Here is a 23774-nt window from a genome sequence, read left to right on the forward strand (position 1 = left end):
ATGGAATATATTTCTGACGCCGAGTTGTACCAGCAACTGTCGAACCAAGCAGCCTGCCTGAGGCGTTGGCAGGTAGGTCAAGAGATGGCCGGCACGTCACACCGTTATTTCGACTGGCTAGAGTTTCTGGTGAAAGGATTCTGGACATTCATTGTTGATCTCGCACGCCGAAGTGGCGATAAGGCGATCTACTTCTACGATCTTGAGCAGGCCCAGACGTCAAACTTTGTACAGAAGTTTGGTGTGTATCCAGTCATTCGGCTGGATGCCGACTTAACCGAGTCGGAATACATTGCTGCGCTTAACAAGGAGCCTGGTGAGGTGTTCGGACACACGTTCGCCCTTTCGAACACTAATGCTTACCTCATCTTCCCGGCATCCGCGAAGTGGTGTGTGCATGGGGAGTACGTTATCGAGATGTCCGAGCTCGTGACGACTGTCGGGCTTCCCGAAGACTCGCTGTTTCCTCACGACTTCTGGGCCGCGTCGGAAGCCATGCGCCGTGTCAGTTCCGTAAAGTGATCTCCCTTGTTCGGCGAAGGAGCCGCTGCGTAGTTTTGTTGCCACAAAGAGTGGAGGATCTGCCGGGGCGGGAGGGAATGTCCCCACAGGCTACACGCAAAACTCAGATGGTACGGTGACAGGTCCAAAAGGTGGGACCTACACGCCAACCGGCACGTCCGATGCCTACGGCAATCCTGTATACCTAGGCGGCAATGGCAACTACTACACCCTGTCGTCCGATGGATCGACTAGAGTCGTTTCTCCGAATCCGCCGACAGGTATCGGTTCAACCGGTCAAATTGGAGAAGATGCGCTTAAGGCGCTGGGTGGCCAGTCTCAAGTGACATTCCCAACCACTCAAGGGTCGCGCGTAGTTGATCAACTCGCCCCGGGCAACGTGGCCAATGAAGGGAAGGTGGGGTACGTCACGTACGACGCAGCCACGGCACTTCAGGTTTCTAAAGATGCAGAGCTATTAAATACAGGTGCGGTTAATGGCGTAACATGGAATTTCTATCGTAGCCCCGTTACGGGTCAAGTTGGGCCATCTCCAGCCTTGAGCCAGGCGCTGACCAAGGCCGGGATTAAAATTGTGACGCATTAACTATGAAATTTACGACTAGCTACACACCTGTCACGACGGCATTTGCATCGATGGACAAAAAGGAACTGACTGAATTTTACGAATGGTTCATGGGCAACTTGCCGTATTGCATCGAAGAGCTTATGCAGCTTGTCAGGAGCACGTCCGGCTTCGAAAAATGGAGTCCTGATTATTCCCCTGATTCGCTAAATTCACTTGGCGACTGGTTTTCTGTGAAGGTTGGAAAAAGAGATTTAACTTCCCAGGAAATGGATGCACTCAAGCGCAACGTTAGTGGTTCAGCGGAAATTGCTCCTTGGGACCTGACCGATGAGACAAAAACACTTGCTGTCTATGTGGGTATGTATTACGGGCAAGTGGCGCTACAAAATTTTCCGTCGCTCAAATGGGAGCAGCAGTTGGGAAATAGAAAGCTTGCTGACTTCGGGCAGCCCGTGATAGTTGGCGAGGGATTTTTGCCAAGCAATCCTGTAAGGGTTGCTAATGCTTTTGCGTGGGGAATAGCTGACGGAACCAGATCGGGAGCGCGATTGCGTGAAGTTTATGACTATTGGATAAATTTGAAAAAATAGGCTCGATTAGTTGCCACAAACAGTAGCGTTGCACCAAATCCAGGTAAGACGACGGTGCATCTTTCGACGGCCGAAGATGGCACGACGCAATACGGCGGTATCACCGATAATATTGACGCTCGATCGGCGGCACACCTGTCTCAGAAGGGCATCGAAATCGATCCCATACCTGGTCTCCAAGGGAATCACGTGACGATGCTCGAGCGGTTGAACAGGTTTTGATCGAATATAACGGGTTAGGGAAGAACGGCGGTTCGTTCGTTGCTCAACAAGATCAACAGTATCGCTACCACAAACCCGGTCTATGCGAACTCTCTATCCAGACGGGCCGCGATATTGCAATCGGTCGGATATCCGGGATTCAAGTGATGGTTAAGGCTGGGGATGTATTCGCTATCAAGACCGCGAACGGGGATGCATATTTCCAGTTCGTGAAGAAGATTGCTCCCATGGGGTCGTTAATCCGGGTGCTTCCAGGCACGTTTCCAGATCAACCTCCTGAGTGGGACGCGCTTATTGACTGCGAAACTAACTTCTGGATCTTCTTTCCTGTTGCTGCTGCGCTAAAGCAAGGGATTGTGCGGAAAGTGGTGCATTGCCCGATTCCAGAGCATGCTTGCAAGCCTCCTGTCTTTCGGGCTGGCGTTGTGGATCCGTCAACCGGCAAGGTTGAGACTTGGTGGTTAATGGGACGGAGAAAAGGAATGGAAGATTGGCACGATTACTGATGAGCAACGAAGGCTACCCATAAGAGGTTCGTGGAACGATACGCTGCTCGTCAAGCGGATTGAAGAAGGTTGGCTTCCCGAAAAAGATCCGCGCTAGTGATGCAGCGGCAAATACCAGGCAGATGATGAACCCGGCCCGAGTGCCGGGTTCGTGCTTTGTGGCGTCTGAGCGTGTCGCGGCGCTGTCGTCTGGTTTGTGCAATTCCCGGTTGCTGTGCGTGCGGCACCGGTTGGCTAGAAAAGCCTCTTTGCGACTTCCCTGCGGAAGTCCTCGTTGCGGTGCATTTGCTTCGAAGTCTGCATCGCGCTCTGTATCCATTCGGAGGCCAAATCCCGCTTTGTGCCCTGCTGCGGGTCGAGTGACTGTGCGGTGGAAATGCCCGAATTGCTGCGCGGTACCGGGCCGTCACCGGCCGGGTTAATTGCGGATTGTTCGTTGTGGTTCAACATCAAAATCTCCCCTGTTAAGAGCATACACATGACGCACGCGCACGTGCGAGGTCAAAACCATCGGTAAGCCAATGATTCTGCGTCAGAAAATGCGTCAGACAAAGTTTTTTTGCGGCGTGGGCCATGCGACCTCAAATTAGCTGAAACCCTTGCGGGTAAAGGTGCCCGGCGTGTCTGCCATTGTCTGACACAGGTGCAAAAAAAGCCCGGTGAGTTGGGGGCTCGCGATGAATAAAAGCAGGCGTCCTGTCTGGCCAAGCCGATGCTCTGGTACGTCGAACAGACCGTGCCGGACCCGTCTTGTACGGCGACAGGCACGGCGACCTGTCCGACCATCACTGCGCTGATGCCGCAGGTCTATCTGCCGAGCAATACAAGTGCGATGTCGGCGGGCGGCAATATTACCGGCACGGATGTCACGCTCAATTTCAACAAGGATGGTGGCGGCAGCGTTCTGAATACCGGAAGCATCACCGCTTCCAACACGCTGACGGTCAATACCGGCACGCTGACCAATCAGGCCAACCAGGTCAACGTCGGGGAGATCTGGCAGTACGTTCAGGATGCCGGCTTCTCGAAGACGAGCGGCACCGAGGTCCAGCCGGGTGGGTTCATGAACGCGGCCAACATGGATCTGAATGTGCAGACGCTGAACCAGATCGGCGGTGCTCTGCAGAAACTCAACGCGGACGGCACGCTCGACCAGGGCGGAACCCAGCAATTGCTGGCGAACCTGCAGCAACAGTTCGGCGGCGCCTTCACGCAAACCGCCGTGCATGACGACCTTCACACGGACTTCGTTGCCCAAGGTGGGGGGGGCCGACTTATGTCGTTGCAGCAATTGCGATCGCCGCGTCGATTGTAACCGGTGGCGCGACCCTTGCTGCACTGGGCCCGGTGCTTTCCGGTGCACTGGCGGGGATGGTCGGCGCATTCGCGTCTCAGGCATTCTCGGGGAATGGCATCGATCTCGTTCAGATCGCGGAGGCCGGTGCCGTTGCCGCCCTGAGGGCGGGGGCGTTCTCGGCTGCCAACGTTGGCGGTACGCAGGCTCTTCAGCAGCTCGGCGGCAAGATCGCGAGCGGCGCAACAATTACAGCGAGCGACATTGGGAACGCAGTTCAACTGATCGCTGAACGAAGCGTAATCACTGCGGGCGTTGACACGGCGATCTACGGCGGAAGCTTTGGGCGAGCGCTGGGGTACAGCGCTCTCAGCGATGTTGCGGCTGTGGGGGCGGCTACGATCGGGGCAGCCTCGGTGAACAATCCTATGTTCGCCGAGGGTAGTCCCGGCTATGTGTTGGCGCACTCAGGACTGGGTTGTGCGATGTCAGCCGCCGAAGGTAACGGGTGTGCTGGTGGGGCCATTGGCGGGGCCGCTAGTTCCATCGCGCCACCTCTCGTTCGCGATGCGCTTTATAACGGTACCGAGACCGTCGCATATACGACCAACAGCGATGGAACAACTACACGCACGACTAGCTACGAGAACGCCAACTACAACGCAGTTACCGTCGCAACGTCCACGTTGCTTGCAGGCGCATTCGCGAACGCCTTAGGGCAGAACTCGTCTGGTGCAGTTGATGCGGCGCAGAACGAGGTGTTTAACAATACCGACAGCACGAAGTCGACCATCATTCAAACTATTCAGGCATGGGCCGCCGTTCTAAATCCGACGACGTTGCCTGGTCTGCTGAGCAGCTACGCGAAAAATACGTCAGCTCAGCAGATTGCGTCAGGTTTGGGCGACGCGGCACTGAGTGATGCGAACGATGTGCAGAAATGGGCTGACCAATTTGCAGCTCTGGTAAAGCAAAACGTTCCGACGGGACCGGCCCCTGCTGATCCGCTGGGCGGCCCGACGAGCGGTGGCGGCGCAGGGCCTAATGCCTTCGCGATTGTCGCTGAAGCCGTCGAGTGCGGCATTAGTGTGGCCGCATGCGTTGCGGCAATGTCGGCTGCCACCGGCGTGACAGTGAAGACCCCGCCAAACGCGATATTTTCAAGTGGAGGTAATAGTGATGAGCCGGGCGGCAATGCCTCGACCAGTAGCGCTGGCACTAACGGCGCCTCGCTGGGTAACGGCGCGCAAAAAGCCCTCGACGCTGTCCTCACCACGCCTTCGGTGGAGCCCACAAGCAGTGGCTATATCAATAGCACTAAAATCTGCCAGAGTAGTTGCGTTGTCGACGGTCTAACTTCCTCACAGGAAGCACTCCTGCAAAGTATTGTCCGGAACGGGGATAAGAGTGGATTCTTGACAGAGTCGCTGGTTGATTCCATTGCGGAAAGCGGCAATTACAATATCATGGGTGAAACCAAATTCGGATCCAACAACGGACTTGATCACGTGCTCGAAAGGCCTGATGGAAGCGTCACGATTATTGTTGATTCGAAGCAGATAAATAATGGTAGCGTCCGGCTGGGGACGACGCAGGCAGGGATACAGCTTAGTCCGAATTGGATTGAGTCCGCGTTGGAAAACTTGCCGGATGGTTTCCCGGCGAGGAGCGCTATTACAAATGCCCAAAGGAATGGGACTTTATACACAGCTGTTGCCGGGGTTGATAAAACAACGGGAAAATTGGTTGTTATGCCGGTTAAATTTAAGTAATGAAGGAGGCTGTGTGAAAAACGCGCTAGGTAGAAGTGACGCCATGATTAGGTTGACTCATGCGATTGATTATCGCGACGACTATCTGTCGAAAGGCACTGTGACCCAATGTCTTGATCACATTGAGAATGGTACTGGAAGCCCTACCGGTTGCTTGCATACTTTAAAAATTTTTGCTGGAGCCTCAGCTGTGGTAGCTTGGTATCACGAAGGGGATCTGGTTTCGCTGAAAAATTGGTGCTACGTTCGGGCAAAGCTTGAATTTATATTGATGCAGCCGCCATACAGTGAGACTGGTGGAAGTGCGGCATATGAAAACCGAGCTTTACATGGATTTTTCTACATAATTTCCGAACATGCCGATCTGATAAATTGGTATTCGAAATTGGATAATATATTTGACGTTAAGCGAATTAATAATCCAAAATTGTTTGATTTTTGGACGGAGCAATTTTTCATTGCTCTGAGAGGCGAATGGGACATCTTGGCCGAGCGATGCGAATTAATCTTGGCGAATCCGCCATCAGCTAGCCGTGAAAAGAAATTCTTGATTGACCATCGTTTCTATCTGGCTCTTGCGCGCGGAGAGATTCTGGAGATGAAGTCAATTATTGAGGAGCTGGTTACTGAGAAAATGCTTAAAAAGCGGGCTGCCCTCGAGGGCGGTTTTACCGCTGACTTGATCTGTACGCCTGCGCTGCTCTATAGCAAACTCGCGTGGCGCTGGGGGTATCAAATCGAGGTTGACAGTCCTTATATTCCGAAACAGTGGCTTCCGGTTGAGCCTCTTGCTCAATACACAGACCCGTTTGATTTTATGCGTGAGTACAACGTCCGTGTATAGATGAAGATGGCCCGCGTCAACGGACAGATCTGCAACGGGGTATTGACAGGTGGATTAGCTTCCATTGAGCGTTGAGTCGCGGGTTGTCCACGGCCGGGCGGCAGCTTCACTTTGAAGAAATGATGTCGAGCGAAGCGAATGTGTTGCGTTTGCATTCGCGCGCATGGCCGCGTTATCAGGCTGCGGAAATACCGACGACAGCAAGTCAGCGGATGAGTCGGTCGAAAGAGATCCACATCGATTTGCGCGAGTCGCTCCGACTGACCCGCAATGCTTTCCAGCGCCACGATCAGTTGCTCATTGTCATTCGCCGACCAACCACCGATCAACCGCCGATTCGGACCGACTGTGCGATTGCGGCCAGCCGTGGTCCCGTTCTTCACAGAGGAACTAAACGATGCGGGCAGAAAACCCGAGTCCTCAATCACCGTTACGGAGCGAATACGGCGCCAGACGAAATGCATCCAAAGAATTCTATGCGCGCTAGCAGCACGCGCCTCGTTGAGGATCGTCCGGCGCGTATCTGCCGGATTTGCCGGGGCGCGCGCCGATCCTCTGTACAATTGCCCGATCGAAAACCGATGTGAGCCCGTTCGCGGTGCCAGCTCGAGCGGCATGGCGGCGAGGCCGGTTCTGCACGCCTGAGCGCGAATCGCACCGCCGCAATGCCTGCAACGTGTGTTTTAAACATCGACCCACCCCGATCCCATCGACCGAATTCATGGCCATTACCTACAAGACTCCCGACGACATCGCCAAGCTGCGCATCTCCGGCCGCCTCGCCGCGGACGTGCTCGCGATGATCGGCGAGCACGTCAAGGCCGGTGTCTCCACCGACGAGCTCGACGCGCTGTGCAACGACTACATCGTCAACACGCAAAAATCGATTCCGGCGAACGTCGGCTATCTGGGCTTTCCGAAGACGGTCTGTACCTCGGTCAATCAGGTGGTGTGCCACGGCATACCCAATCGCAGCGAGATCCTGAAGGACGGCGACATCATCAATATCGACGTCGCGATCATCAAGGACGGCTACTTCGGCGACACCAGCCGCATGTACTGCGTCGGCCAGCCGAGCACGGTGGCGCGTCAGCTGATCGACACGACCTATGAAGCGATGCTGGCCGGCATCCGCGAGGTGAAGCCGGGCGCGACGCTCGGCGACATCGGCTATGCGATCCAGAAGACCGCGCAGCGCGACGGCTTCTCGATCGTGCGCGACTACTGCGGACACGGCATCGGCAAGGTCTACCACGAAGACCCGCAAGTGCTGCACTACGGCCAGCCTGGGCAGGGCGTGCGCCTGAAGCCCGGCATGGTCTTCACGATCGAACCGATGATCAACGCGGGCCGCGCCGGCACCACGGTGCAGCGCGACGGCTGGACCGTGGTCACCAAGGACCGTTCGCTGTCGGCCCAATGGGAGCATATGGTCGCCGTAACCGAAGACGGCTACGAGCTGCTCACGCCGTGGCCGGACGGCACCGGCGACTACGAGGCGCCCTGAGCACGCCGCCCAGGCGCTACGCCGAACCGGCAGGGCCGGCGGCGGGCGTGCGAAATGCTGCGCGGATTGGGCGCGGTTCCTGTGCCGTGGCCCCGCGCCGCCGTCCCGTCCTGCAAATAAGGATTTGACTCGCGCGCCGGTTCGGTTAAAGCTACGCGTTAGGATTTCAAGGGGTTTTCGTCTGCATGAATCCGTCATTGACTGTTCGCCGTATTGCCGCTGATCAGGGCGCCGTTTTTCGCGAACTCCGTACTGCGTCGCTGCGGGAGGCGCCCTATGCCTTCGGCGAAACGCTTGAGGACGCTTTGTCGGCAGATGCCGCCAGTTTCGACGCCACCGCCGCCTCACACGCTGTTTCCCTTGCCGCCACCAGCTTCATCCTCTATACCGAGGGTCATCCCGCCGGACTGATCGAAGCATATTTCGACGACACCGCGGCGCGCCGCGCGCTCGTCTGTGAGTTATGGGTGGCGCCGGCCGTGCGTCATCTGCGGGGCGGCGAGCTGCTGGTCGACACGGCCAGCGCCTGGCTCGCGAGCGAAGGCGCGATGGAAATCTACGCGTGGGTCGCCGATGCCAACCGCAATGCGATGCGCTTCTACGAGGCGCTCGGCTTCGGCCCGACCGGCGAGCATCGCCGTGTCGCGCGCGCGCCCGAGCAGGCGGAAAGCCTGCTGGTGCGCCACGTGCCGACCACGTCTCAGGTGTTTGAGCAGTGATCCCGCGAGCGGCGCGCAGCAGCCTGCCGCTCAAGTCCCATCCGCGTCTGTACAGCGTCGTGGCCCATCGCGCGGTTCAAGCGCGGCTGTGGCGGCGCGCTCTATCGGCAAAAAAGCTCGCCGCCCGCGTGGACGCCTGTAAAATACGCAAAATTTTTTGCCGAACGCTATGTCGCCCAAGAAATCACCCTTTTTCGAACTCCGCAGCGGCTCTGTCGACACGCTCCTGTTCGTGGTCAAGACAACCGACCTCGAAGCCATGCGTGCCGAACTGACGCGGCGCTTCGAGGCGACCCCGGAATTTTTCGCTAACGACGTCGTCGCGCTCGACGTGCGGCGCCTCGCCGAGAACGAACGCGTACCGCTCGCCGAGATCGCGCAGTTGCTCGAGAGCGTGCGTATGCGCCCGGTCGGCGTGGTCGCCAACGCGCAGCAAGCATGGGCGGCCGAATCGGCGTTGCCATTGCTCGAAGCGCGCGATCACCGCGGCGCTGCCGCAAAATCCGCCGACGAAGAAACCGTGACCGCGGCCGCACCGGCGCCGGTTGCTACCGCCGCGACGGCTACACCACCGGCCGATCTCTTCGAAGGCGCCGGCACGCACGCAGCCGGCACGCCCGCAGCCGGAACGCATGCAGCCGGAACGCCGGCCACGGCCGCCGCGGTCGAACCGGCACGCGCAGCCGAGCCCGTACGCCTTGCCACCTCATCGCAAACGATGGTGGTCGACAAGCCGTTGCGTTCCGGTCAGCGCATCTACGCAAAGGGCGATCTGGTCGTGCTCGGTCTGGTGAGCTACGGCGCCGAGGTCATCGCGGAAGGCAACATCCATATTTACGCGCCGCTGCGCGGCCGGGCGTTGGCCGGCGTGCAGGGCAATCACGACGCGCGCATTTTCTGCACGTGTCTCGAGCCGGAACTGATCTCGATCGCGGGCATCTATCGAACGACCGAGAACCCGCTGCCTGCCGACGTGCTCGGCAAGCCGGTGCAGATCTGGCTCGAAGAAGAAAAACTGATGATCGAACCGTTGCGGCTCACCTGATTGGCATGAAGCGCGCGCTGCCCAGAACGGTTTCGGCACGCACCGTTGCACGCTAAATATGACCGCACATAATTGACGAATTTGACGAACACAAGGTAAGGGTAATGGCAAAAATCATTGTGGTGACTTCGGGCAAGGGTGGCGTGGGCAAGACGACCACGAGCGCGAGCTTTGCGTCGGCCCTCGCGCTGCGGGGCAGCAAAACCGCCGTGATCGACTTCGACGTCGGCCTGCGTAACCTTGACCTCATCATGGGCTGCGAGCGCCGTGTGGTGTACGACCTGATCAACGTGATCCAGGGCGAAGCCAATCTGAACCAGGCGCTCATCAAGGACAAGAAGTGCGAGAACCTGTTCATCCTGCCGGCCTCGCAAACGCGTGACAAAGACGCGCTGACCATGGAAGGCGTCGAGAAGGTCATCGACGATCTGATCGCGATGGACTTCGAATACATCGTCTGCGATTCGCCGGCGGGTATCGAATCGGGCGCGCTGCTGGCCATGCATTTCGCCGACGAAGCACTGATCGTGACGAACCCGGAAGTGTCGTCGGTGCGCGACTCGGACCGTATCCTCGGCATCCTGTCGTCGAAGACCAAGCGCGCGATCGAAAGCAAGGAGCCGATCAAGGAACATCTGCTGATCACCCGCTACAACCCGAAGCGCGTCAGCGAAGGCGAAATGCTGTCGCTCACCGACATCCAGGAAATTCTGCGCATCGACCTGATCGGCGTGATTCCCGAATCGGAAGCGGTGCTGCATGCGTCGAACCAGGGCTTGCCCGCTGTGCACATGGACGGCACGGACGTCGCCGAAGCCTATAAGGATGTCGTGTCGCGTTTCCTCGGCGAGCAGAAATCGCTTCGCTTTACCGATTACCAGAAGCCAGGCCTCCTGCAGCGCCTCTTCGGCACCAAGTAAGGGGAGCGCACGTAATGTCGATTCTTTCGTTTTTGCTGGGCGAGAAGAAGAAATCCGCGTCGGTAGCGAAGGAACGCCTGCAGTTGATCATCGCGCACGAGCGCGCCGGCGGCCATGCGCCTGCCGATTACCTGCCTGCGTTGCAACGCGAACTGGTAGCCGTGATTTCGAAGTACGTGAAGATTTCCCACGACGATATTCGCGTGAGTCTCGAACGCCAGGACGACCTCGAAGTGCTCGAGGTCAAGATCGAAATACCGCAGGCCTGATTGTTCACGGCTTGCGTCGCTCTGCTTCGGATTGCTCCACATGACGTGCTGCGCGCCTCGCTTTGTTTCGTCGATCGGACGTGATGGAGTGGGGCTCGTAAGCGCATCCTTCGCGGGCCGCTGCTTGCGCAGCTACTCGCGCCGCCATGCCGCCGTCGAAATAATCCGTTGCACTTCAGAGCCGCCCGCTACACGCGCTGCAGTCAGCCTGTTCGTCCCCTCGCGCATTAAACGGATAACGCCACATCCGGTGTCTATCCGCAGAGGGAAAACATGAACAGGACCTTTCGCTTGCTGCTCGCTCAGGCCTTATTGACCGTCGCCGGCGCGGCTGGTGTATCTGCGCGCGCCGGCGGTTGCCGTCTACTGATGGGCGGCGCCGGGGCTGTCTTCTGCGGGGGGGGGGCGCCATTGACCGTCGCGGCCGCGGCAGGCTCGGGCGTCTCGGAAGGGTGAATTATAGCCACCGCTGGATTGGCCAAATTGTTTGAAGGAATTTTGAAATATATTCAAAGCGGTATTTGTAAGGCGTGGTGCGTATATGTAACGCGTCGTATTAAGAACCGCATCGCATGCTGCGGTCTTCAGCGTTGATTACCCTAATCGTCGGCTAAAATAGTTTGACGTTTGAACAACTAACAGGTCCTCAATGAAGCGAGTCCTTATCGTCAAGGTCACGTCACTCGGCGATATCGTGCAGGCGCTGCCAGTTGTCGCCGACATCAAACGCGCTTATCCCGGCGTTCAAGTGGACTGGGCGGCTGACGAAGCATTCGCCGAAGTGGTGCAATGGAGCCAGGGTGTGGATCGCGTGCTGTGCGCGCCGCTGCGCCGCTTCAAGAAAGCACGCCGGTGGGCCGATTTCAAAGCGATCGCCGCGTCGATCGCCGAATTGCGCGTCTACCGCTACGACTTCATCGTCGACATTCACGGTGTCTATAAGAGCGCGATCATCGCCTTTCTCGCGCGCTCGTCGCAGCGTATCGGGTATCAGTCCCAGGATCTCGGCGAGCGCGGCGCCGCGTTTGCCTATACCGGCCGCTTCGGTCCGCGTCCGCAGTGCAATGCGTGGCACGGCATGCGTATCAGCGCGGGTCAAGCGCTCGGCTATGAGGTCGAAGGGCCGGCCGTCTACAATCTGCGTCTGCCCGATCCGGCCGCGGCGCCGTTCGCGGCGGACAGCGCGCCGGTCGCCGCGCTGTTTCACGCCACGTCCAAAGACGACAAGAAGTGGCCGATTCCCCATTGGGTAACGGTCGGCCGCGAGTTGGCCGAGCGCGGTTTCCAGGTGGTGTTGCCGTGGGGCTCGGAGGGCGAGCGAGCCGAGGCGCAGAAGATTGCCTCGCAGGTGCCGGACGCAACTGTCCTGCCGAAGATGAGCGTGACCGAAATCGCGCAGATGATCGATGCATGCGCGCTGGTGATCGGCACCGATACCGGCTTCGTCCACCTCTCGCATGCGTTGCAGAAGCGCACCGTGATGATCTTCGTCGCGACGTCGCCGTCGCATTGCGGCGTTGAAGCGCCGTTCCGTTCGATTTCCATCGGCGACGGCCGGTCGGTGCCGTCGATCTACGCAGCGCTCGACGCAATCGACTACGTGTGCACCGATCCGAACGCCATCGAAACAGAGCGCGGCTCGGCTGCGGCCTGAACGCTTCTCGCGCTTTCGCGCAAACCTTTGGTCAAAAGAAAAGAGGCGCGACGCGCACTCGCCCGATCAGACCGGCGCTGCCACGGAACGCCTCCGAAAATCGCCCGCGTCGGGGAACGGCGGGCGGAGAGGAATCAATGAGCGGCATTGCGCATTACACGCTTGTTAAATCTGTCGCTTTTCGTTGAGCACCTGATTGGCCACGCGCGCTGTTTTCCGTTCACCGTGGCTCGCGGCGTAGTACGCGAGCGCGGCTAATTCATGCACATCATCAGCAGCTTTATCCGCGCACCCGCCGCCGGCCGGGCCTGCGCCGGGTCGGGATGTTCAACGCAGTATAGGCGGTGTTCTCTTCCGATGTGAGCCGGTCGCGGCCACGCTCGGCAACCTGGCGGTTACAGGGCGCAATCGTGTAACACGTTGGTGACCTTCCCTTACAAATCGCAACGCTCGCACGAGGCGGCGTCGTGTTCAATCGAGTCATTCGGGGTTGGCTCGAATGACTCTGACACAAAGGGAGAACAACGTGAAACGCTTGATCCTGACTTTGATTGCAGGCTCGCTGCTGGCTACGGCGCTCGGCGGCTGCATCGTCGCCCCGGCGCCGGGTTACTACTACGGCGGTGGCGGCTACTACCATCACGGTGGCTACTACTACTACTAGCTACTAGCGGCTAGCGGCTAACCGCTAACGGCTCGCAGTGCATGTACAGCGCTGAAGCATGCGACCGCCACGGGCCCGCATGGGCTCTGGCAGTCGCAACCGTGGTGCGGGCCGCCTCGCGAGGCGGCCCGCAACGCTTACGCTACTTACGCTAGCAGCATTTCGAAAGCGACCACGGCGGTGATCGCCGCCGCGTTCGCGGCCAGCGCTTCCACCACGATGCCTTTCCAGCTCGCCGGGCGAAAGCACAACGTCAGCAGCAGCGAACACAGCAACGCCAGCGCAATGATCACGACGACGTCTGCGTTGTGGAGATGAATGTTCATCCGGGCCTCCCTGCTTGCCAAAGGGTTATTCGACCCGAGTATAGGCAAGTCAAAAAGGCACGCAAGACCGGGAAGTGACTCAGGACGCGGCGTGCCCCCTCGTTACATCAGGCGCGTATCGCGCGTCTCGCGCATGCACAGCACGCCGATCATGCTGACAGCCGCGGCGATCGATACATACGCGCCTACCCAGCTCAGTCCGCCGTGCGCGGCCAGTACTTGCGCGATATACGGCGCCACTGACGCGCCGAGAATCCCGCCGAGGTTATACGACACGCCTGCACCGGTGTAGCGCACGTTGGTCGGGAACAGTTCCGGCAGCAACGCGCCCATCGGCGCGAAGGTCACGCCCATCAGGAACAGTTCGATCACGAGGAACAGCAGCACCAGCGGCGTCTGACCGCTGCCGAGCAGCGGCGCCATCGCGAAGCCGGACAGGATCGCCGCGAGGATGCCGGCGATCAGCACCGGCTTGCGTCCATAGCGGTCGCTGGCCCACGCCGACAGCGGTGTGGCGAGCGCCATGAACACCACCGCGATGCACAGCATGCCGAGGAAGGCCGGCCGCGGAATGTGCAGCACCGACACGCCGTACGACAGCGAGAACGTCGTGGCGTTGTAGAACAGCGTGTAGCAAACCACCATCGCCAGTGCGCCGAGCAGCGTCGGCCGCCAGTGTTGCGAGAGCAGCGTCGCGATCGGCACCTCCACGCGCTCCTTGCGTTCGATGGCCGCCTGGAAGGCCGGCGTTTCCGCGATCTTCAGACGCACATACAGGCCGAGCACGACCAGCACCGCGCTGACGAGGAACGGCACGCGCCAGCCCCAACTGCGGAATTGCTCGTCGGAGAGCGACAGCGCGAGGCCGAAGAACAGACCGTTGGAGGCCAGAAAACCGATCGACGGCCCGAGTTGCGGGAACATGCCGAACCAGCCGCGCTTGCCCGCCGGCGCGTTCTCGGTGGCGAGCAGCGCGGCGCCGCCCCATTCGCCGCCGAGGCCGATGCCTTGACCGAAACGCAAAATGCATAACAGGATCGGCGCGAGGCTGCCGATCGAGTCGTAGCCCGGCACCAGACCGATCAGCGTGGTGGACAAGCCCATCACCAGCAGGGAAGCGACCAGTGTCGATTTACGGCCGATCCGGTCGCCGAAATGACCGAACAGGAACGAGCCGATCGGCCGCGCGATGAACGCGATGCCGAACGTGACGAAGGCCGACAACGCTTGAGCGGTCGCCGAGCCGTGCGGGAAAAACACCGGTCCGATGACGAGCGCCGCGGCGGTCGCGTAGACGTAGAAATCGTAGAACTCGATCGCGGTGCCGATGAAGCTCGCGAAGATAATCCGCGCGCTGCTGTTTTGCCCGCTTGCATTGGGCTGGGCCGCGGAAATCGGCGAAGTGGACATGCAGGGTCTCCTTGTGTCGTGACGCCGCCGGGCGCCGGGCCGCGTTGGCGGACGGCGTGGGTTCAGGCGGCATCTTTGTTCAGGGTCGTGCGCCTCGGCGCGTCTCGCTGGCCTGTCAAGGCCACGCGCGATGAAGGCGACGATGCGCAACGATGCGCGACAGCTTACAACGGCAGCCGGCGGCGGACGTACGCGAAAGCGCCGATACCAGGGAATAACCAGGTGCGTTGCAGGCGTCGAGCAGCTGGCGCGCCAGGGGCTGGGCGGCCGGTTCAGCGCCAGGCGCTCATCGTCGGGCAGGCGCCAACCGGGTCAGTTGTCGGTAAGCGTAGCCAGGGCATCGAGCAGGCAGCGCGCGCGGATGACGCGGCGACGCTGCAATCGGGCGCTCGCCGCGCCGGCGGGTGAGCGGGCGGCGACAGCCATGCCGGAAGGCTCCGGCGGGAGGAATCGGAAAATTATAGCGAGCGCGGCCGCAGCGCAGCAAGGCGGCGCATGGCGTATCGCGTGGCTTACCGTCAGCCGCATTCAGTCGATGGCTTGCGCTTGCGGTGACGCGAACGTGCGCAACTGGAACTTGCCGTCGTCGTTGAAGAGCCAGTCTTCGAACAGTTCGAGCTGGCCACGGCTGTTCAGCAATTTGCCGGGTGGCTGCGGCAGCGGCGCGGCACGGCGCAACGTTGCAAGCGCGGTGCTCTCGGCTTCGTTGTCGCCGTTGGTGCGATACACCGCCGATTGGACCAGCTGACCGTTGCTGTCGACCGTGAACGAGACCACCACCAGCGAGCGCAGCATCGCTTGCGGCGTGCCGCGCAGCACATAGGATGGATTGCGCTCGATGATGCGTTGGGCGACGGCGCTGCGGTACTGATCGAGTGTCAGGCTGTTGATGGCGGCCACCGGCGTCTGGACGACCGGCCGTTGCGGCAGCGTGATGGTGCAGCCGGCCACGGCGAGCGCCAGCATCGCAGTTGTCGCCAACGCGGTGCTGCGCACGTGCGATGGACATGCGCAGACGCGTGAAGCAAAGCGTTCAGTAAAGCGGCGAAGGTGGCGCGCGCGGCTGAGCATCGTCGTAGAAGCATTGAAACCAGATCTAACTGGATGGTAGTCAAAAAGCGCAAGGATGCAATTGGCGTTCGCCCTGCGATGCGATGCAACGAAGGTAGTGCGTTCGCAAGCCCGCTGAGCGTGACGCCGGCGCTGCTTACCCGCGAATTGACTTACCATCGCGTAACGCCCAATCCGGAACAGAAACAGAAACCAACGCCATGATTACCTGCTATCTGCGCTACATCATCGACCCGTACAAACTGAAAGAATTCGAGCACTACGGCAAGCTGTGGATTCCGTTGGTCGAAAAATTCGGCGGCCGCCATCACGGCTATTTTTTGCCGTCCGAAGGCGTGAGCAATGTAGCGCTCGCGATGTTCTCGTTCGAATCGCTGGCGGCTTACGAGGCGTATCGCATCGAGTCGATGGGCGATCCCGACTGTCAGGCCGCGTTCGCGTATGCGGAACAGACGCGCTGCATCGTCAGCTATGAGAGGAGTTTCTTCAGGCCGGTTTTCAGTTGATCGCGCGCTCTGTAATGGCCTGAAATAAGGCCGGATTCCTCTGCGGCCGAAACACGCCTACACTCTGATGTCCTCTTTCGAGAGGCATCGGTGGAAGTCTTTCATTTAGCCCGCTTCGTGCGGGCTTTCTTTTGTGCGCCGTCCGCCGCCCGCCGCTTGCCTGGCCTGAAAAACAAAAAAGGCGAACCCGCCGGTGGGTTCGCCTTTTGCCATGTCGCCCGTGCGTAAGAACGCGCCGGACTGCGTTGTTTGACGAGTCGCGTTACTTCAACGCGTCCCGTGCAGCCTTGACGGCCGCAAGAACCTGTTCGGGCGCCGTGCCGCCCGCATGATTGCGGCTCGCCACCGACCCTTCGAGCGTCAGATACGAGAACACATCTTCGCCGATCAGATGCGCGACGTTCGGCAACTCGCTGCGCATTTCCTCGAGCGTCAGGTCGGCCAGATCGCAGCCGCGATCGACGCACACCCGCACCGCCAGCGCGACCGCTTCGTGCGCATCGCGGAACGGCAGGCCGCGCTTGACCAGATAGTCGGCGAGATCGGTTGCCGTGGAGAAGCCTTGCAACGCGGCGTCGCGCATGGCTTGCGGCTTCACCTCGATGCCGGCCACCATCTCGGCAAAAATCCGCAGCGTATCGGCAACCGTATCGACGGTGTCGAACAGCGGCTCCTTGTCTTCCTGGTTGTCCTTGTTGTACGCGAGCGGCTGGCCTTTCATCAACGTCAACAGCGCCATCAGATGGCCGTTCACGCGGCCGGTCTTGCCGCGCGCCAGTTCCGGCACGTCCGGGTTCTTCTTCTGCGGCATGATCGACGAACCGGTGCAGAAGCGGTCGGCCAGATCGATGAAGCCCACGCGCGGGCTCATCCACAACACCAGTTCCTCCGAGAAGCGCGACACGTGCGTCATCACCAGCGCCGACGCTGCCGTGAATTCGATCGCGAAGTCGCGATCGGACACCGCATCCAGCGAGTTCGCGCAGATGCCGTCGAAGCCGAGCGTTTTCGCCACTGCGTGACGGTCGATCGGATAGCTGGTGCCTGCCAAAGCCGCCGCGCCCAGCGGCAGACGGTTCACGCGCTTGCGGCAATCGAGCATGCGCTCGGCGTCGCGCGAAAACATTTCGACGTAGGCCAGCAGGTGATGGCCGAACGTGACCGGCTGCGCGACTTGCAGGTGCGTGAAGCCGGACATGATGGTCGACGCGTTCTGCTCGGCCATGTCGAGCAGGGCCGTGCGCAGATCCTTCAGCAGGCCGCCGATCCGGTCGATTTCGCCGCGCAGCCACAGACGGATATCCGTCGCGACCTGGTCGTTGCGCGAGCGGCCGGTATGCAGGCGCTTGCCGGCGTCGCCGATCAGCGCGGTCAGGCGTGCCTCGATGTTCAGGTGGACGTCTTCCAGATCGAGTTGCCACTCGAACTCGCCACGCTCGATTTCACCCTTGATTTGCGCCATGCCGCGTTGGATCGCGGCCAGGTCGTCGGCGGCGATGATCTTCTGCGCGGCCAGCATCGAGGCGTGCGCGAGCGACCCTTCGATATCGACGAGCGCCAGACGCTTGTCGAAGAAAACCGACGACGTATAGCGTTTGACGAGTTCCGACATCGGCTCCGAGAAGCGAGCCGACCAGGCTTCGCCTTTTTTGTGCAGTTGGGACGTCATGGTGTTTGGCAGTTGAGCGGTGAGGAGGCTGACGGCGTTTGCGTAAGGTATGCGGGCGCCGCCGAAGCGAAGAAAGACAGAGATTTTAACACCGGGGCGGGGGTGCCAAATGGCGCCGGCGGCCTGTGGCGGTTATTCGGGCAAAAAGCATCCCAAGGCACCGCCGGCCTAAGCGGGTTGTTCGGTCACGGGCGGCGGTAAAGGCGCTGTCGCTGCGGCGCCTATTCGCGCACCAGCACCACCAGCTTCAGATCTTCGCGATGCGCGGGTTTGAAGGTGATCTGGTCGTAGACGATGCGGCCGTCGCGCGGATGGTTGAATTCGCGCCGTCCGCCTTCGCGGCCGCCCACGTCTTGCGACGCCCAGAAGCGCGCGAACGCGTCGCTGGCGGCGCTCAGCGAGTCGATCAGCGCGCGCGTGGGCGCATCGTTCAGATGGCGGATCGAGTCGGCGCGAAATTCGGCGGCGAGGCGCCGCGCGCGCGTTTCCCAGTCGAGGATCAATTCGCGCGCGGCCGGCTCGGTGAACGTGTAGCGCAGCAGATTGCGGTCGTGCGCGCCGTCCAGCCAGCCGACGAAGAGGTCGGAGGCGCGTTCGTTCCAGGCCAGCGCATTCCATTGGCGATCGAGCACATAAGCCGGTGCGTTCACCAGTTGCACGGTTTGCAGCAGCGTGGCGGGTGCATCGGCGGCGGCCGGGTCGGGCTCGGCCGGATCGCGCTGGGCGGCCAGTTCGAACAGATACGCGCGCTCGGCGCGCGACAGTTGCAGCGCTACGGCGATCCGCGCCAGCGCATCGGCCGATGCGGATACCGGCCGTCCCTGTTCGATCCATGTGTACCAGGTCGGGCTGACACCGCATAACTGCGCGACTTCCTCGCGCCGCAAACCCGGCGTACGGCGGCGCGGGCCCGGCGGCAGGCCGACCGCTTGCGGCGAGAGCCGCTCGCGGTGCGCGCGGATGAAGTCGCCGAGCGCGCGGGCGGGCGTTGCGTCGAGTGGCGGCGGGTGGTCGGCTGAGGACGGCGTGGTCATTCTGGGTAGTCGTTCGGCGTGGTCGTTCAGATCAAGCGCCACTTGGCGGGTGTTATCGATACCAGAATAATTGCTTAACTTGTACTGGTACACGGCGGGCTCTATTGTAACGGCTGGAACGGCGCGCAGCGTTCCAACCCGATCCCACACAAGTAACCGGAGCCTCCCATGAAACATCACGATCAGGTCGCCGACGCCTTCGGCTCGACCGCCGCCGCGTATTTGACGAGTCAGACGCATGCCACCGGCGCCGATCTGCAGACGCTGGCCGATTCGATCGCGGCGACCCCGGGCGCGACGGTGCTCGACATGGGCTGCGGCGCGGGCCACGCGAGCTTCGCGGTGGCGCCGCATGCCGAAGCGGTAATCGCCTACGACATCGCGCCGCAGATGCTGGCAACGGTCGAAGGCGCGGCGCGCGAGCGCGGCCTCGCCAATATCCGCACGCAACAGGGCGCCGCCGAAACGTTGCCGTTCGACGCTCATTCTTTCGACTGGGTCATCAGCCGGATGAGCGCGCATCACTGGCACGACGTGCCGCGCGCCCTGGCCGAGGTGCGCCGCGTCCTGAAGCCGGGCGGCAAGGTGTTGTTCATCGACATCGCCGGCATCGATCATCCGCTGCTCGACACGCATATTCAGGCGGTGGAATTGCTGCGCGACGGCTCGCACATTCGCGACTATCGTGCCGACGAATGGATCGCGCTCTTCGAAGCAGCTGGTTTTACGGCGACGATTCGCGAGCGTTGGCGGATTGCGATCGAGTTCGAATCGTGGGTGGCGCGCATGCGCACGCCTGAGCCGCGTGTGGTGGCGATCCGCTCGCTGTGGAACAGCTCGCCCGATGAAGTGCGCCAGTATTTCGACGTGCAGGAAGACGGCTCGTTCAAACTCGACGCGTTGATGGTCGAAGCGCAATAAGCAGCGCAGTAAAGCAGGGCAATAAGCCGCGCGACAAGCCCCAAAAAAAGAAAACGGCGGAATGCCGCAACCGACATTCCGCCGCGTGCAGCGGACCGTTCGAACATAGCGGGGCGCAGCAAGCCGCCCACCCGCCGCGTCGCAAAGAAGCGTCAGCCCGTATTCCGCAGGCCCGCCGCGATCCCGTTGATGCTCAGATGAATCCCGCGACGCACGCGCGCGTTCGTATCGCCCGCGCGGTGACGCTTGAGCAGTTCCACCTGCAGGTGATTGAGCGGGTCGAGATACGGGAAGCGGTTCTTGATCGAACGCGCGAGCAGCGGATTTTCCGCGAGCCGCTCGCTCTTGCCGCTGATCTCCGACAACACTTTCGAGGTGCGCTCCCATTCCGCGACGATCCGCTCGAAGACGTGCTTGCGCAGTTTCTTGTCGGAGACCAGCTGCGCGTAGCGCGAGGCCACCGCGAGGTCAGTCTTCGCCAGCACCATGTCCATGTTCGACAGCAGAGTCGAGAAGAACGGCCACGTCTTGTACATCTTCTTGAGCAGCGCGAGACGGCGTGCGCGTTCCGCGTCGCTTGGCGCGCCGTCCAGATGCGCGGCCACCGCGCTGCCGAAACCGTACCAGCCGGTCAGCAGCAAACGGCATTGGCCCCATGAGAAGCCCCACGGAATCGCGCGCAGATCTTCGATCTTGCGTTGCTTCGGGTCCTGCAATTTACGCGAAGCCGGACGGCTGCCGATGTTCAGCTCGGCGATCTCCGAGATCGGCGTCGATTCGAAGAAGTACTCCTTGAAGCCAGGCGTCTCGTAGACCAGCGCGCGATACGACGCCATCGCCGCATCGGACAATTGCTGCATCGTCTCTTCGAAAACGGGCAGTTGCGCGGGCGCATTGCCGTGCGGCAGCAGCGATGCTTCAAGCGTCGCGGCGACCACGGTTTCGAGGTTGCGCCGACCGATTTCCGGATTGCCGAACTTGCTGGCGATCACCTCGCCTTGCTCGGTCAGGCGGATCTGACCGTCGACGGTGCCCGGCGGCTGCGACAGAATCGCCTGATAAGTCGGGCCGCCGCCGCGGCCGACCGTGCCTCCGCGTCCATGGAACAGGCGCAGCGTCACGCCGCGCTCGTTGAACAGCGACACCAGCGCGAGCTCGGCGCGGTACAGCTCCCAGTTCGACGTGAGGAAACCGCCGTCCTTGTTGCTGTCCGAGTAGCCGAGCATCACTTCCTGCTCGTTGCCCTGATGTTCGATCAGCGCGCCGACGCCCGGCAGCGCGATCAGATCGCGCATGATGTGCGATGCGTTGCGCAAGTCGGGGATCGTCTCGAACAGCGGAATCACCATGAGCGCGGCCCTGGCCGGATCGTTGGCGTCGCCGAGACGACCATGCAGCAGGCCCGTTTCTTTCTGCAGCAGCATCACTTCGACGAGATCGCTGACCGTCTCCGTGTGCGAAATGATGTAGTTGCGTACCGCGCGTGCGCCGAATTTCTCGCGCGTGACGCGGGCCTCCTCGAGCACGCCGAGTTCGTTCTTCACGAGGTCGGAATACTCGACGTACGGCGAGCGCAGCAGACGCGGCTGCGCGAGTTCCGTGAGCAGCACGTGCAACTTGTCCGCTTCTGAGAGCGCGGCATAGTCCGCTTCGACGCCCGCGCGTTTCAGCAACTCCGCGATCACTGCTTCATGGATGTCGGAGCTTTGGCGCAGATCGATGCTGGCGAGGTGAAAACCGAACACTTCGGCGGCGCGAGCGAGCGGCGACAGGCGCGGTGCGGCCAGCGACGCGCCGTGATGCTCGGCGAGCGAATCGATCAGCACATGCAGGTCGCGCACGAATTCGGCAGCGTCGCCGTACGGTTTGGCGCGCACCGGCGCCGCGCCGCGGCCCGCGCTGCGCACCGGCACGCTGCCTTCGCCGAGGCGCACGCGCGCGCTCGCCGCGAGCCGCGTGTACACGCCGATCAGCGCGCGGCGATACGGCTCGTCGACGCGATGCGGCGACTGGTCGGGCGAGGCGGCCGCGAGTTCTTTCAGTGCGTCGCTCGCGCCGGCCAGCAGGTTCGATACCGACAACTCCGCGCCGAGCTTGTGCACCTTCTCCATGTAGTGTTCGAAGATCACCGCGGCCTGGCGGGTGATCGCGTGCTCGAGGGTTTCCGCCGTGACGTTCGGATTGCCGTCGCGGTCGCCGCCGATCCAGCTGCCCATCTGGAAGAAGGGCGGCAGGCGCGCGGCGAGCCCGTGCTCGGTGAGTGCGTCTTCGATGTCGGCGTAGAGCGCCGGGATTTCCTCGAGGAAGGTGGCGCGGTAGTACGACAGCGCGTTTTCGATTTCATCGTCGACCGTCAGCCGCGAATCGCGCAGCATCCGGGTTTGCCAGAGCGACGTGACGCGGGCGCGCAGCATCGCTTCGTTGTGCGCGCGCTCGCGCTCGGTCAGCGGCTGATCGCGTTCGGCGAGCAGGTGTGCGATGTGGTGCTGGGCGTCGAGAATGCTCTTGCGCTGCACTTCGGTTGGGTGCGCGGTCAGCACCGGCACGATCAGCGCTTCGTTGAAGAACTGCTGCAAGACCGGCGTCGCGGCGGCGCCCGCTTCGACCAGCCGTTCGAGCGCATGCGCGACGGTGCCGGGCTGCGAGGTCGAACCGGCCAGCGCGTGAATGCGGTGACGGCGGTTGCGGTGACGGTCTTCGGCGATATTCGCGAGGTGCGAGAAATAGCTGAAGGCACGCACCACGCTGACCGTTTGCTCCGGGCTCAGCGAACGCAGCTTCTTGTCGAGCGTCTGCGCAGCGGCGCTGTCGTCTTCGCGGCGAAAGCGCACGGCGGTCTGACGGATCGTTTCCACGACGTCGAACACCGCGTCGCCTTCCTGCTCGCGCAGGACGTCGCCGAGCAGCCGTCCGAGATAACGGATGTCCTGGAACAGCGGGTGGTCCTTGTCTTCACGCGTGCGGCCGCCGCTTTTCGGCGCCGGCACGATCGTATCCTTCGACGCGGCTTGCAGCTTGGGCGCTTTGGGCGCTTTCGCCGCGTTCGCCGCTTTCGCGTCTTGAGCCGCTACGGTTTCGTCTGCGGCGGCTTTGATCTTGATCTTCGTGGATCCGGCCTTGGCCGGTTTGACTGCCTTGGCGGCGGTCGCGGCTTGCGTTGCCGCGCTGGCCTTGACGGGTGTGGAAGCTTTGGCGGCCTTGGGGGTTTTGGCGGCATTCGCTGCTTGAGCCGCTTTGGTCACTTTGGCGGTGCGTTTGGCCGGTGCGGCCTCGGAAGCAGAAGCGGCGGAAGCGGCGGATGCAACGGCGGCGTCGGCCGCTGAAGCGTTGGGCGATGCAGTGTTGCGGCGAGCAGGGCGCGCCGATCCGGAAGACGTCACGATGGGTTTCCTCAGGGAAGCCAGGGTCTATTGAACGATGGACTGCTACTACGTGGCTACTGCTTGGACTGCAGGAAAACGATACGCGTCGATGGACATGCGCTGGGGATTGGGCCGAGCGTTTTTGCACAATACGCACGAAAAAACGCACACTGTGTGCACGCTATGCACGAGACGCCGCACTGCATCATCGCGCATGCCGCCGCACGATGCGCGAACGACCGTGCGTGAACAGGCGAAGGATGTGGCAGGTGCGCGCCGCGCGGAGCCCGTCTCCTCCATCGATACCGCGCCAGCACGGCGCTCCGGCGTGCCTGAAGACACAAGGGCGCGTGCTAACATTGATTGTTATTACATCCCG

23 protein-coding genes are annotated in these 23774 nt (G+C 61.2%); 16 read left to right on the forward strand and 7 right to left on the reverse strand.

Features of this window, described 5'->3' with window-relative positions:
* From AC07WT_RS04740 to AC07WT_RS04755, 4 genes are all read left to right on the forward strand, one after another.
* The gene (locus tag AC07WT_RS04740) at window positions 1-522 is read left to right on the forward strand and encodes a hypothetical protein (protein WP_494946229.1); all 522 of its coding nucleotides are present in this window, start codon (window positions 1-3) and stop codon (window positions 520-522) included.
* Between the two features lie 115 nt (window positions 523-637).
* Window positions 638-1108, forward strand: a complete 471-nt coding sequence (locus AC07WT_RS04745) for a hypothetical protein (protein ID WP_494946230.1) — start codon at window positions 638-640, stop codon at window positions 1106-1108.
* A gap of 2 nt (window positions 1109-1110) precedes the next feature.
* On the forward strand, window positions 1111-1680 hold the full coding sequence (locus AC07WT_RS04750; RefSeq protein ID WP_494946231.1) for a hypothetical protein: 570 nt from the start codon (window positions 1111-1113) through the stop codon (window positions 1678-1680).
* Between the two features lie 218 nt (window positions 1681-1898).
* Window positions 1899-2408 (forward strand): hypothetical protein, encoded by a 510-nt coding sequence (locus tag AC07WT_RS04755; protein WP_494946232.1) that lies wholly within the window; start codon window positions 1899-1901, stop codon window positions 2406-2408.
* Between the two features lie 234 nt (window positions 2409-2642).
* Here AC07WT_RS04755 and AC07WT_RS04760 read toward each other — a convergent pair whose 3' ends face one another.
* The gene (locus tag AC07WT_RS04760) at window positions 2643-2858 is read right to left on the reverse strand and encodes a hypothetical protein (protein ID WP_494946233.1); all 216 of its coding nucleotides are present in this window, start codon (window positions 2856-2858) and stop codon (window positions 2643-2645) included.
* Between the two features lie 262 nt (window positions 2859-3120).
* On the opposite strand from AC07WT_RS04760, the gene AC07WT_RS04765 reads away from it, so the two are divergent.
* The 10 genes from AC07WT_RS04765 (at window position 3121) to AC07WT_RS04810 (ending at window position 13096) form a co-directional block, all read left to right on the forward strand.
* Window positions 3121-3723, forward strand: coding sequence for a hypothetical protein (locus AC07WT_RS04765; RefSeq protein ID WP_494946234.1), 603 nt, complete (start codon window positions 3121-3123; stop codon window positions 3721-3723).
* Between the two features lie 32 nt (window positions 3724-3755).
* A complete protein-coding gene (locus AC07WT_RS04770) occupies window positions 3756-5474 on the forward strand; it encodes a DUF637 domain-containing protein (protein WP_494946235.1) in 1719 nt (572 codons plus the stop codon).
* 13 nt (window positions 5475-5487) lie between these two features.
* Window positions 5488-6318 (forward strand): Imm49 family immunity protein, encoded by an 831-nt coding sequence (locus tag AC07WT_RS04775; RefSeq protein WP_494946236.1) that lies wholly within the window; start codon window positions 5488-5490, stop codon window positions 6316-6318.
* A 721-nt stretch (window positions 6319-7039) separates the two neighbouring features.
* A complete protein-coding gene (map, locus tag AC07WT_RS04780; RefSeq protein WP_492594087.1) occupies window positions 7040-7825 on the forward strand; it encodes a type I methionyl aminopeptidase in 786 nt (261 codons plus the stop codon).
* Between the two features lie 185 nt (window positions 7826-8010).
* Window positions 8011-8544, forward strand: coding sequence for a GNAT family N-acetyltransferase (locus AC07WT_RS04785; protein ID WP_494946237.1), 534 nt, complete (start codon window positions 8011-8013; stop codon window positions 8542-8544).
* Between the two features lie 169 nt (window positions 8545-8713).
* Window positions 8714-9589 (forward strand): septum site-determining protein MinC, encoded by an 876-nt coding sequence (gene minC, locus AC07WT_RS04790; protein WP_494946238.1) that lies wholly within the window; start codon window positions 8714-8716, stop codon window positions 9587-9589.
* Window positions 9590-9693: 104 nt separating this feature from the next.
* A complete protein-coding gene (gene minD, locus AC07WT_RS04795) occupies window positions 9694-10509 on the forward strand; it encodes a septum site-determining protein MinD (protein WP_492594084.1) in 816 nt (271 codons plus the stop codon).
* Window positions 10510-10523: 14 nt separating this feature from the next.
* Window positions 10524-10778 carry a cell division topological specificity factor MinE gene (gene minE, locus AC07WT_RS04800; RefSeq protein WP_012432104.1) on the forward strand — a complete coding sequence of 85 codons (255 nt, stop codon included), beginning with the start codon at window positions 10524-10526 and terminating at the stop codon, window positions 10776-10778.
* A gap of 649 nt (window positions 10779-11427) precedes the next feature.
* Window positions 11428-12432: a lipopolysaccharide heptosyltransferase I gene (gene waaC / locus AC07WT_RS04805; RefSeq protein WP_492594082.1), complete on the forward strand. Its 1005-nt coding sequence runs from the start codon at window positions 11428-11430 to the stop codon at window positions 12430-12432.
* Between the two features lie 526 nt (window positions 12433-12958).
* Entirely contained in the window at window positions 12959-13096 is a 138-nt protein-coding gene (locus AC07WT_RS04810; RefSeq protein ID WP_494946239.1) for a hypothetical protein, read from the forward strand.
* Between the two features lie 146 nt (window positions 13097-13242).
* On the opposite strand, the gene AC07WT_RS04815 is transcribed toward AC07WT_RS04810, so the two are convergent.
* From AC07WT_RS04815 to AC07WT_RS04825, 3 genes are all read right to left on the reverse strand, one after another.
* Window positions 13243-13422: a hypothetical protein gene (locus tag AC07WT_RS04815; protein ID WP_494946240.1), complete on the reverse strand. Its 180-nt coding sequence runs from the start codon at window positions 13420-13422 to the stop codon at window positions 13243-13245.
* A gap of 102 nt (window positions 13423-13524) precedes the next feature.
* On the reverse strand, window positions 13525-14832 hold the full coding sequence (locus AC07WT_RS04820; RefSeq protein WP_494946241.1) for an MFS transporter: 1308 nt from the start codon (window positions 14830-14832) through the stop codon (window positions 13525-13527).
* A gap of 528 nt (window positions 14833-15360) precedes the next feature.
* Window positions 15361-15903, reverse strand: coding sequence for an energy transducer TonB family protein (locus AC07WT_RS04825; RefSeq protein WP_494946242.1), 543 nt, complete (start codon window positions 15901-15903; stop codon window positions 15361-15363).
* A 200-nt stretch (window positions 15904-16103) separates the two neighbouring features.
* On the opposite strand from AC07WT_RS04825, the gene AC07WT_RS04830 reads away from it, so the two are divergent.
* Window positions 16104-16409, forward strand: coding sequence for an NIPSNAP family protein (locus AC07WT_RS04830; protein WP_492594077.1), 306 nt, complete (start codon window positions 16104-16106; stop codon window positions 16407-16409).
* Window positions 16410-16671: 262 nt separating this feature from the next.
* Here AC07WT_RS04830 and argH read toward each other — a convergent pair whose 3' ends face one another.
* Both argH and AC07WT_RS04840 read right to left on the reverse strand, forming a co-directional pair.
* Window positions 16672-18078 (reverse strand): argininosuccinate lyase, encoded by a 1407-nt coding sequence (gene argH, locus AC07WT_RS04835; protein ID WP_494946243.1) that lies wholly within the window; start codon window positions 18076-18078, stop codon window positions 16672-16674.
* A 221-nt stretch (window positions 18079-18299) separates the two neighbouring features.
* On the reverse strand, window positions 18300-19112 hold the full coding sequence (locus tag AC07WT_RS04840; RefSeq protein WP_492594075.1) for a helix-turn-helix transcriptional regulator: 813 nt from the start codon (window positions 19110-19112) through the stop codon (window positions 18300-18302).
* Window positions 19113-19280: 168 nt separating this feature from the next.
* Here AC07WT_RS04840 and AC07WT_RS04845 point away from each other — a divergent pair, with 168 nt between their 5' ends.
* Window positions 19281-20033: a class I SAM-dependent methyltransferase gene (locus AC07WT_RS04845; protein ID WP_492594074.1), complete on the forward strand. Its 753-nt coding sequence runs from the start codon at window positions 19281-19283 to the stop codon at window positions 20031-20033.
* A 152-nt stretch (window positions 20034-20185) separates the two neighbouring features.
* Here AC07WT_RS04845 and ppc read toward each other — a convergent pair whose 3' ends face one another.
* Complete coding sequence (gene ppc, locus AC07WT_RS04850; RefSeq protein ID WP_494946244.1) at window positions 20186-23413, reverse strand: phosphoenolpyruvate carboxylase; 3228 nt, start codon at window positions 23411-23413, stop codon at window positions 20186-20188.
* Window positions 23414-23774: the final 361 nt, after the last annotated feature.

The organism is Paraburkholderia sp. GW821-FHT02A12 (assembly GCF_059422005.1).

Coding starts and splice junctions, on each gene's coding strand:
- AC07WT_RS04830 (WP_492594077.1), top strand. CDS start 16,104: ATGATTACCTGCTATCTGCGCTACATCATCGACCCGTACAAACTGAAA.
- AC07WT_RS04785 (WP_494946237.1), top strand. CDS start 8,011: ATGAATCCGTCATTGACTGTTCGCCGTATTGCCGCTGATCAGGGCGCC.
- AC07WT_RS04740 (WP_494946229.1), top strand. CDS start 1: ATGGAATATATTTCTGACGCCGAGTTGTACCAGCAACTGTCGAACCAA.
- minC (WP_494946238.1), top strand. CDS start 8,714: ATGTCGCCCAAGAAATCACCCTTTTTCGAACTCCGCAGCGGCTCTGTC.
- minE (WP_012432104.1), top strand. CDS start 10,524: ATGTCGATTCTTTCGTTTTTGCTGGGCGAGAAGAAGAAATCCGCGTCG.
- argH (WP_494946243.1), bottom strand. CDS start 18,078: ATGACGTCCCAACTGCACAAAAAAGGCGAAGCCTGGTCGGCTCGCTTC.
- AC07WT_RS04845 (WP_492594074.1), top strand. CDS start 19,281: ATGAAACATCACGATCAGGTCGCCGACGCCTTCGGCTCGACCGCCGCC.
- AC07WT_RS04815 (WP_494946240.1), bottom strand. CDS start 13,422: ATGAACATTCATCTCCACAACGCAGACGTCGTCGTGATCATTGCGCTG.
- AC07WT_RS04765 (WP_494946234.1), top strand. CDS start 3,121: ATGCTCTGGTACGTCGAACAGACCGTGCCGGACCCGTCTTGTACGGCG.
- map (WP_492594087.1), top strand. CDS start 7,040: ATGGCCATTACCTACAAGACTCCCGACGACATCGCCAAGCTGCGCATC.
- waaC (WP_492594082.1), top strand. CDS start 11,428: ATGAAGCGAGTCCTTATCGTCAAGGTCACGTCACTCGGCGATATCGTG.
- AC07WT_RS04840 (WP_492594075.1), bottom strand. CDS start 19,112: ATGACCACGCCGTCCTCAGCCGACCACCCGCCGCCACTCGACGCAACG.
- minD (WP_492594084.1), top strand. CDS start 9,694: ATGGCAAAAATCATTGTGGTGACTTCGGGCAAGGGTGGCGTGGGCAAG.
- AC07WT_RS04820 (WP_494946241.1), bottom strand. CDS start 14,832: ATGTCCACTTCGCCGATTTCCGCGGCCCAGCCCAATGCAAGCGGGCAA.
- AC07WT_RS04825 (WP_494946242.1), bottom strand. CDS start 15,903: ATGCTCAGCCGCGCGCGCCACCTTCGCCGCTTTACTGAACGCTTTGCT.
- AC07WT_RS04750 (WP_494946231.1), top strand. CDS start 1,111: ATGAAATTTACGACTAGCTACACACCTGTCACGACGGCATTTGCATCG.
- AC07WT_RS04760 (WP_494946233.1), bottom strand. CDS start 2,858: ATGTTGAACCACAACGAACAATCCGCAATTAACCCGGCCGGTGACGGC.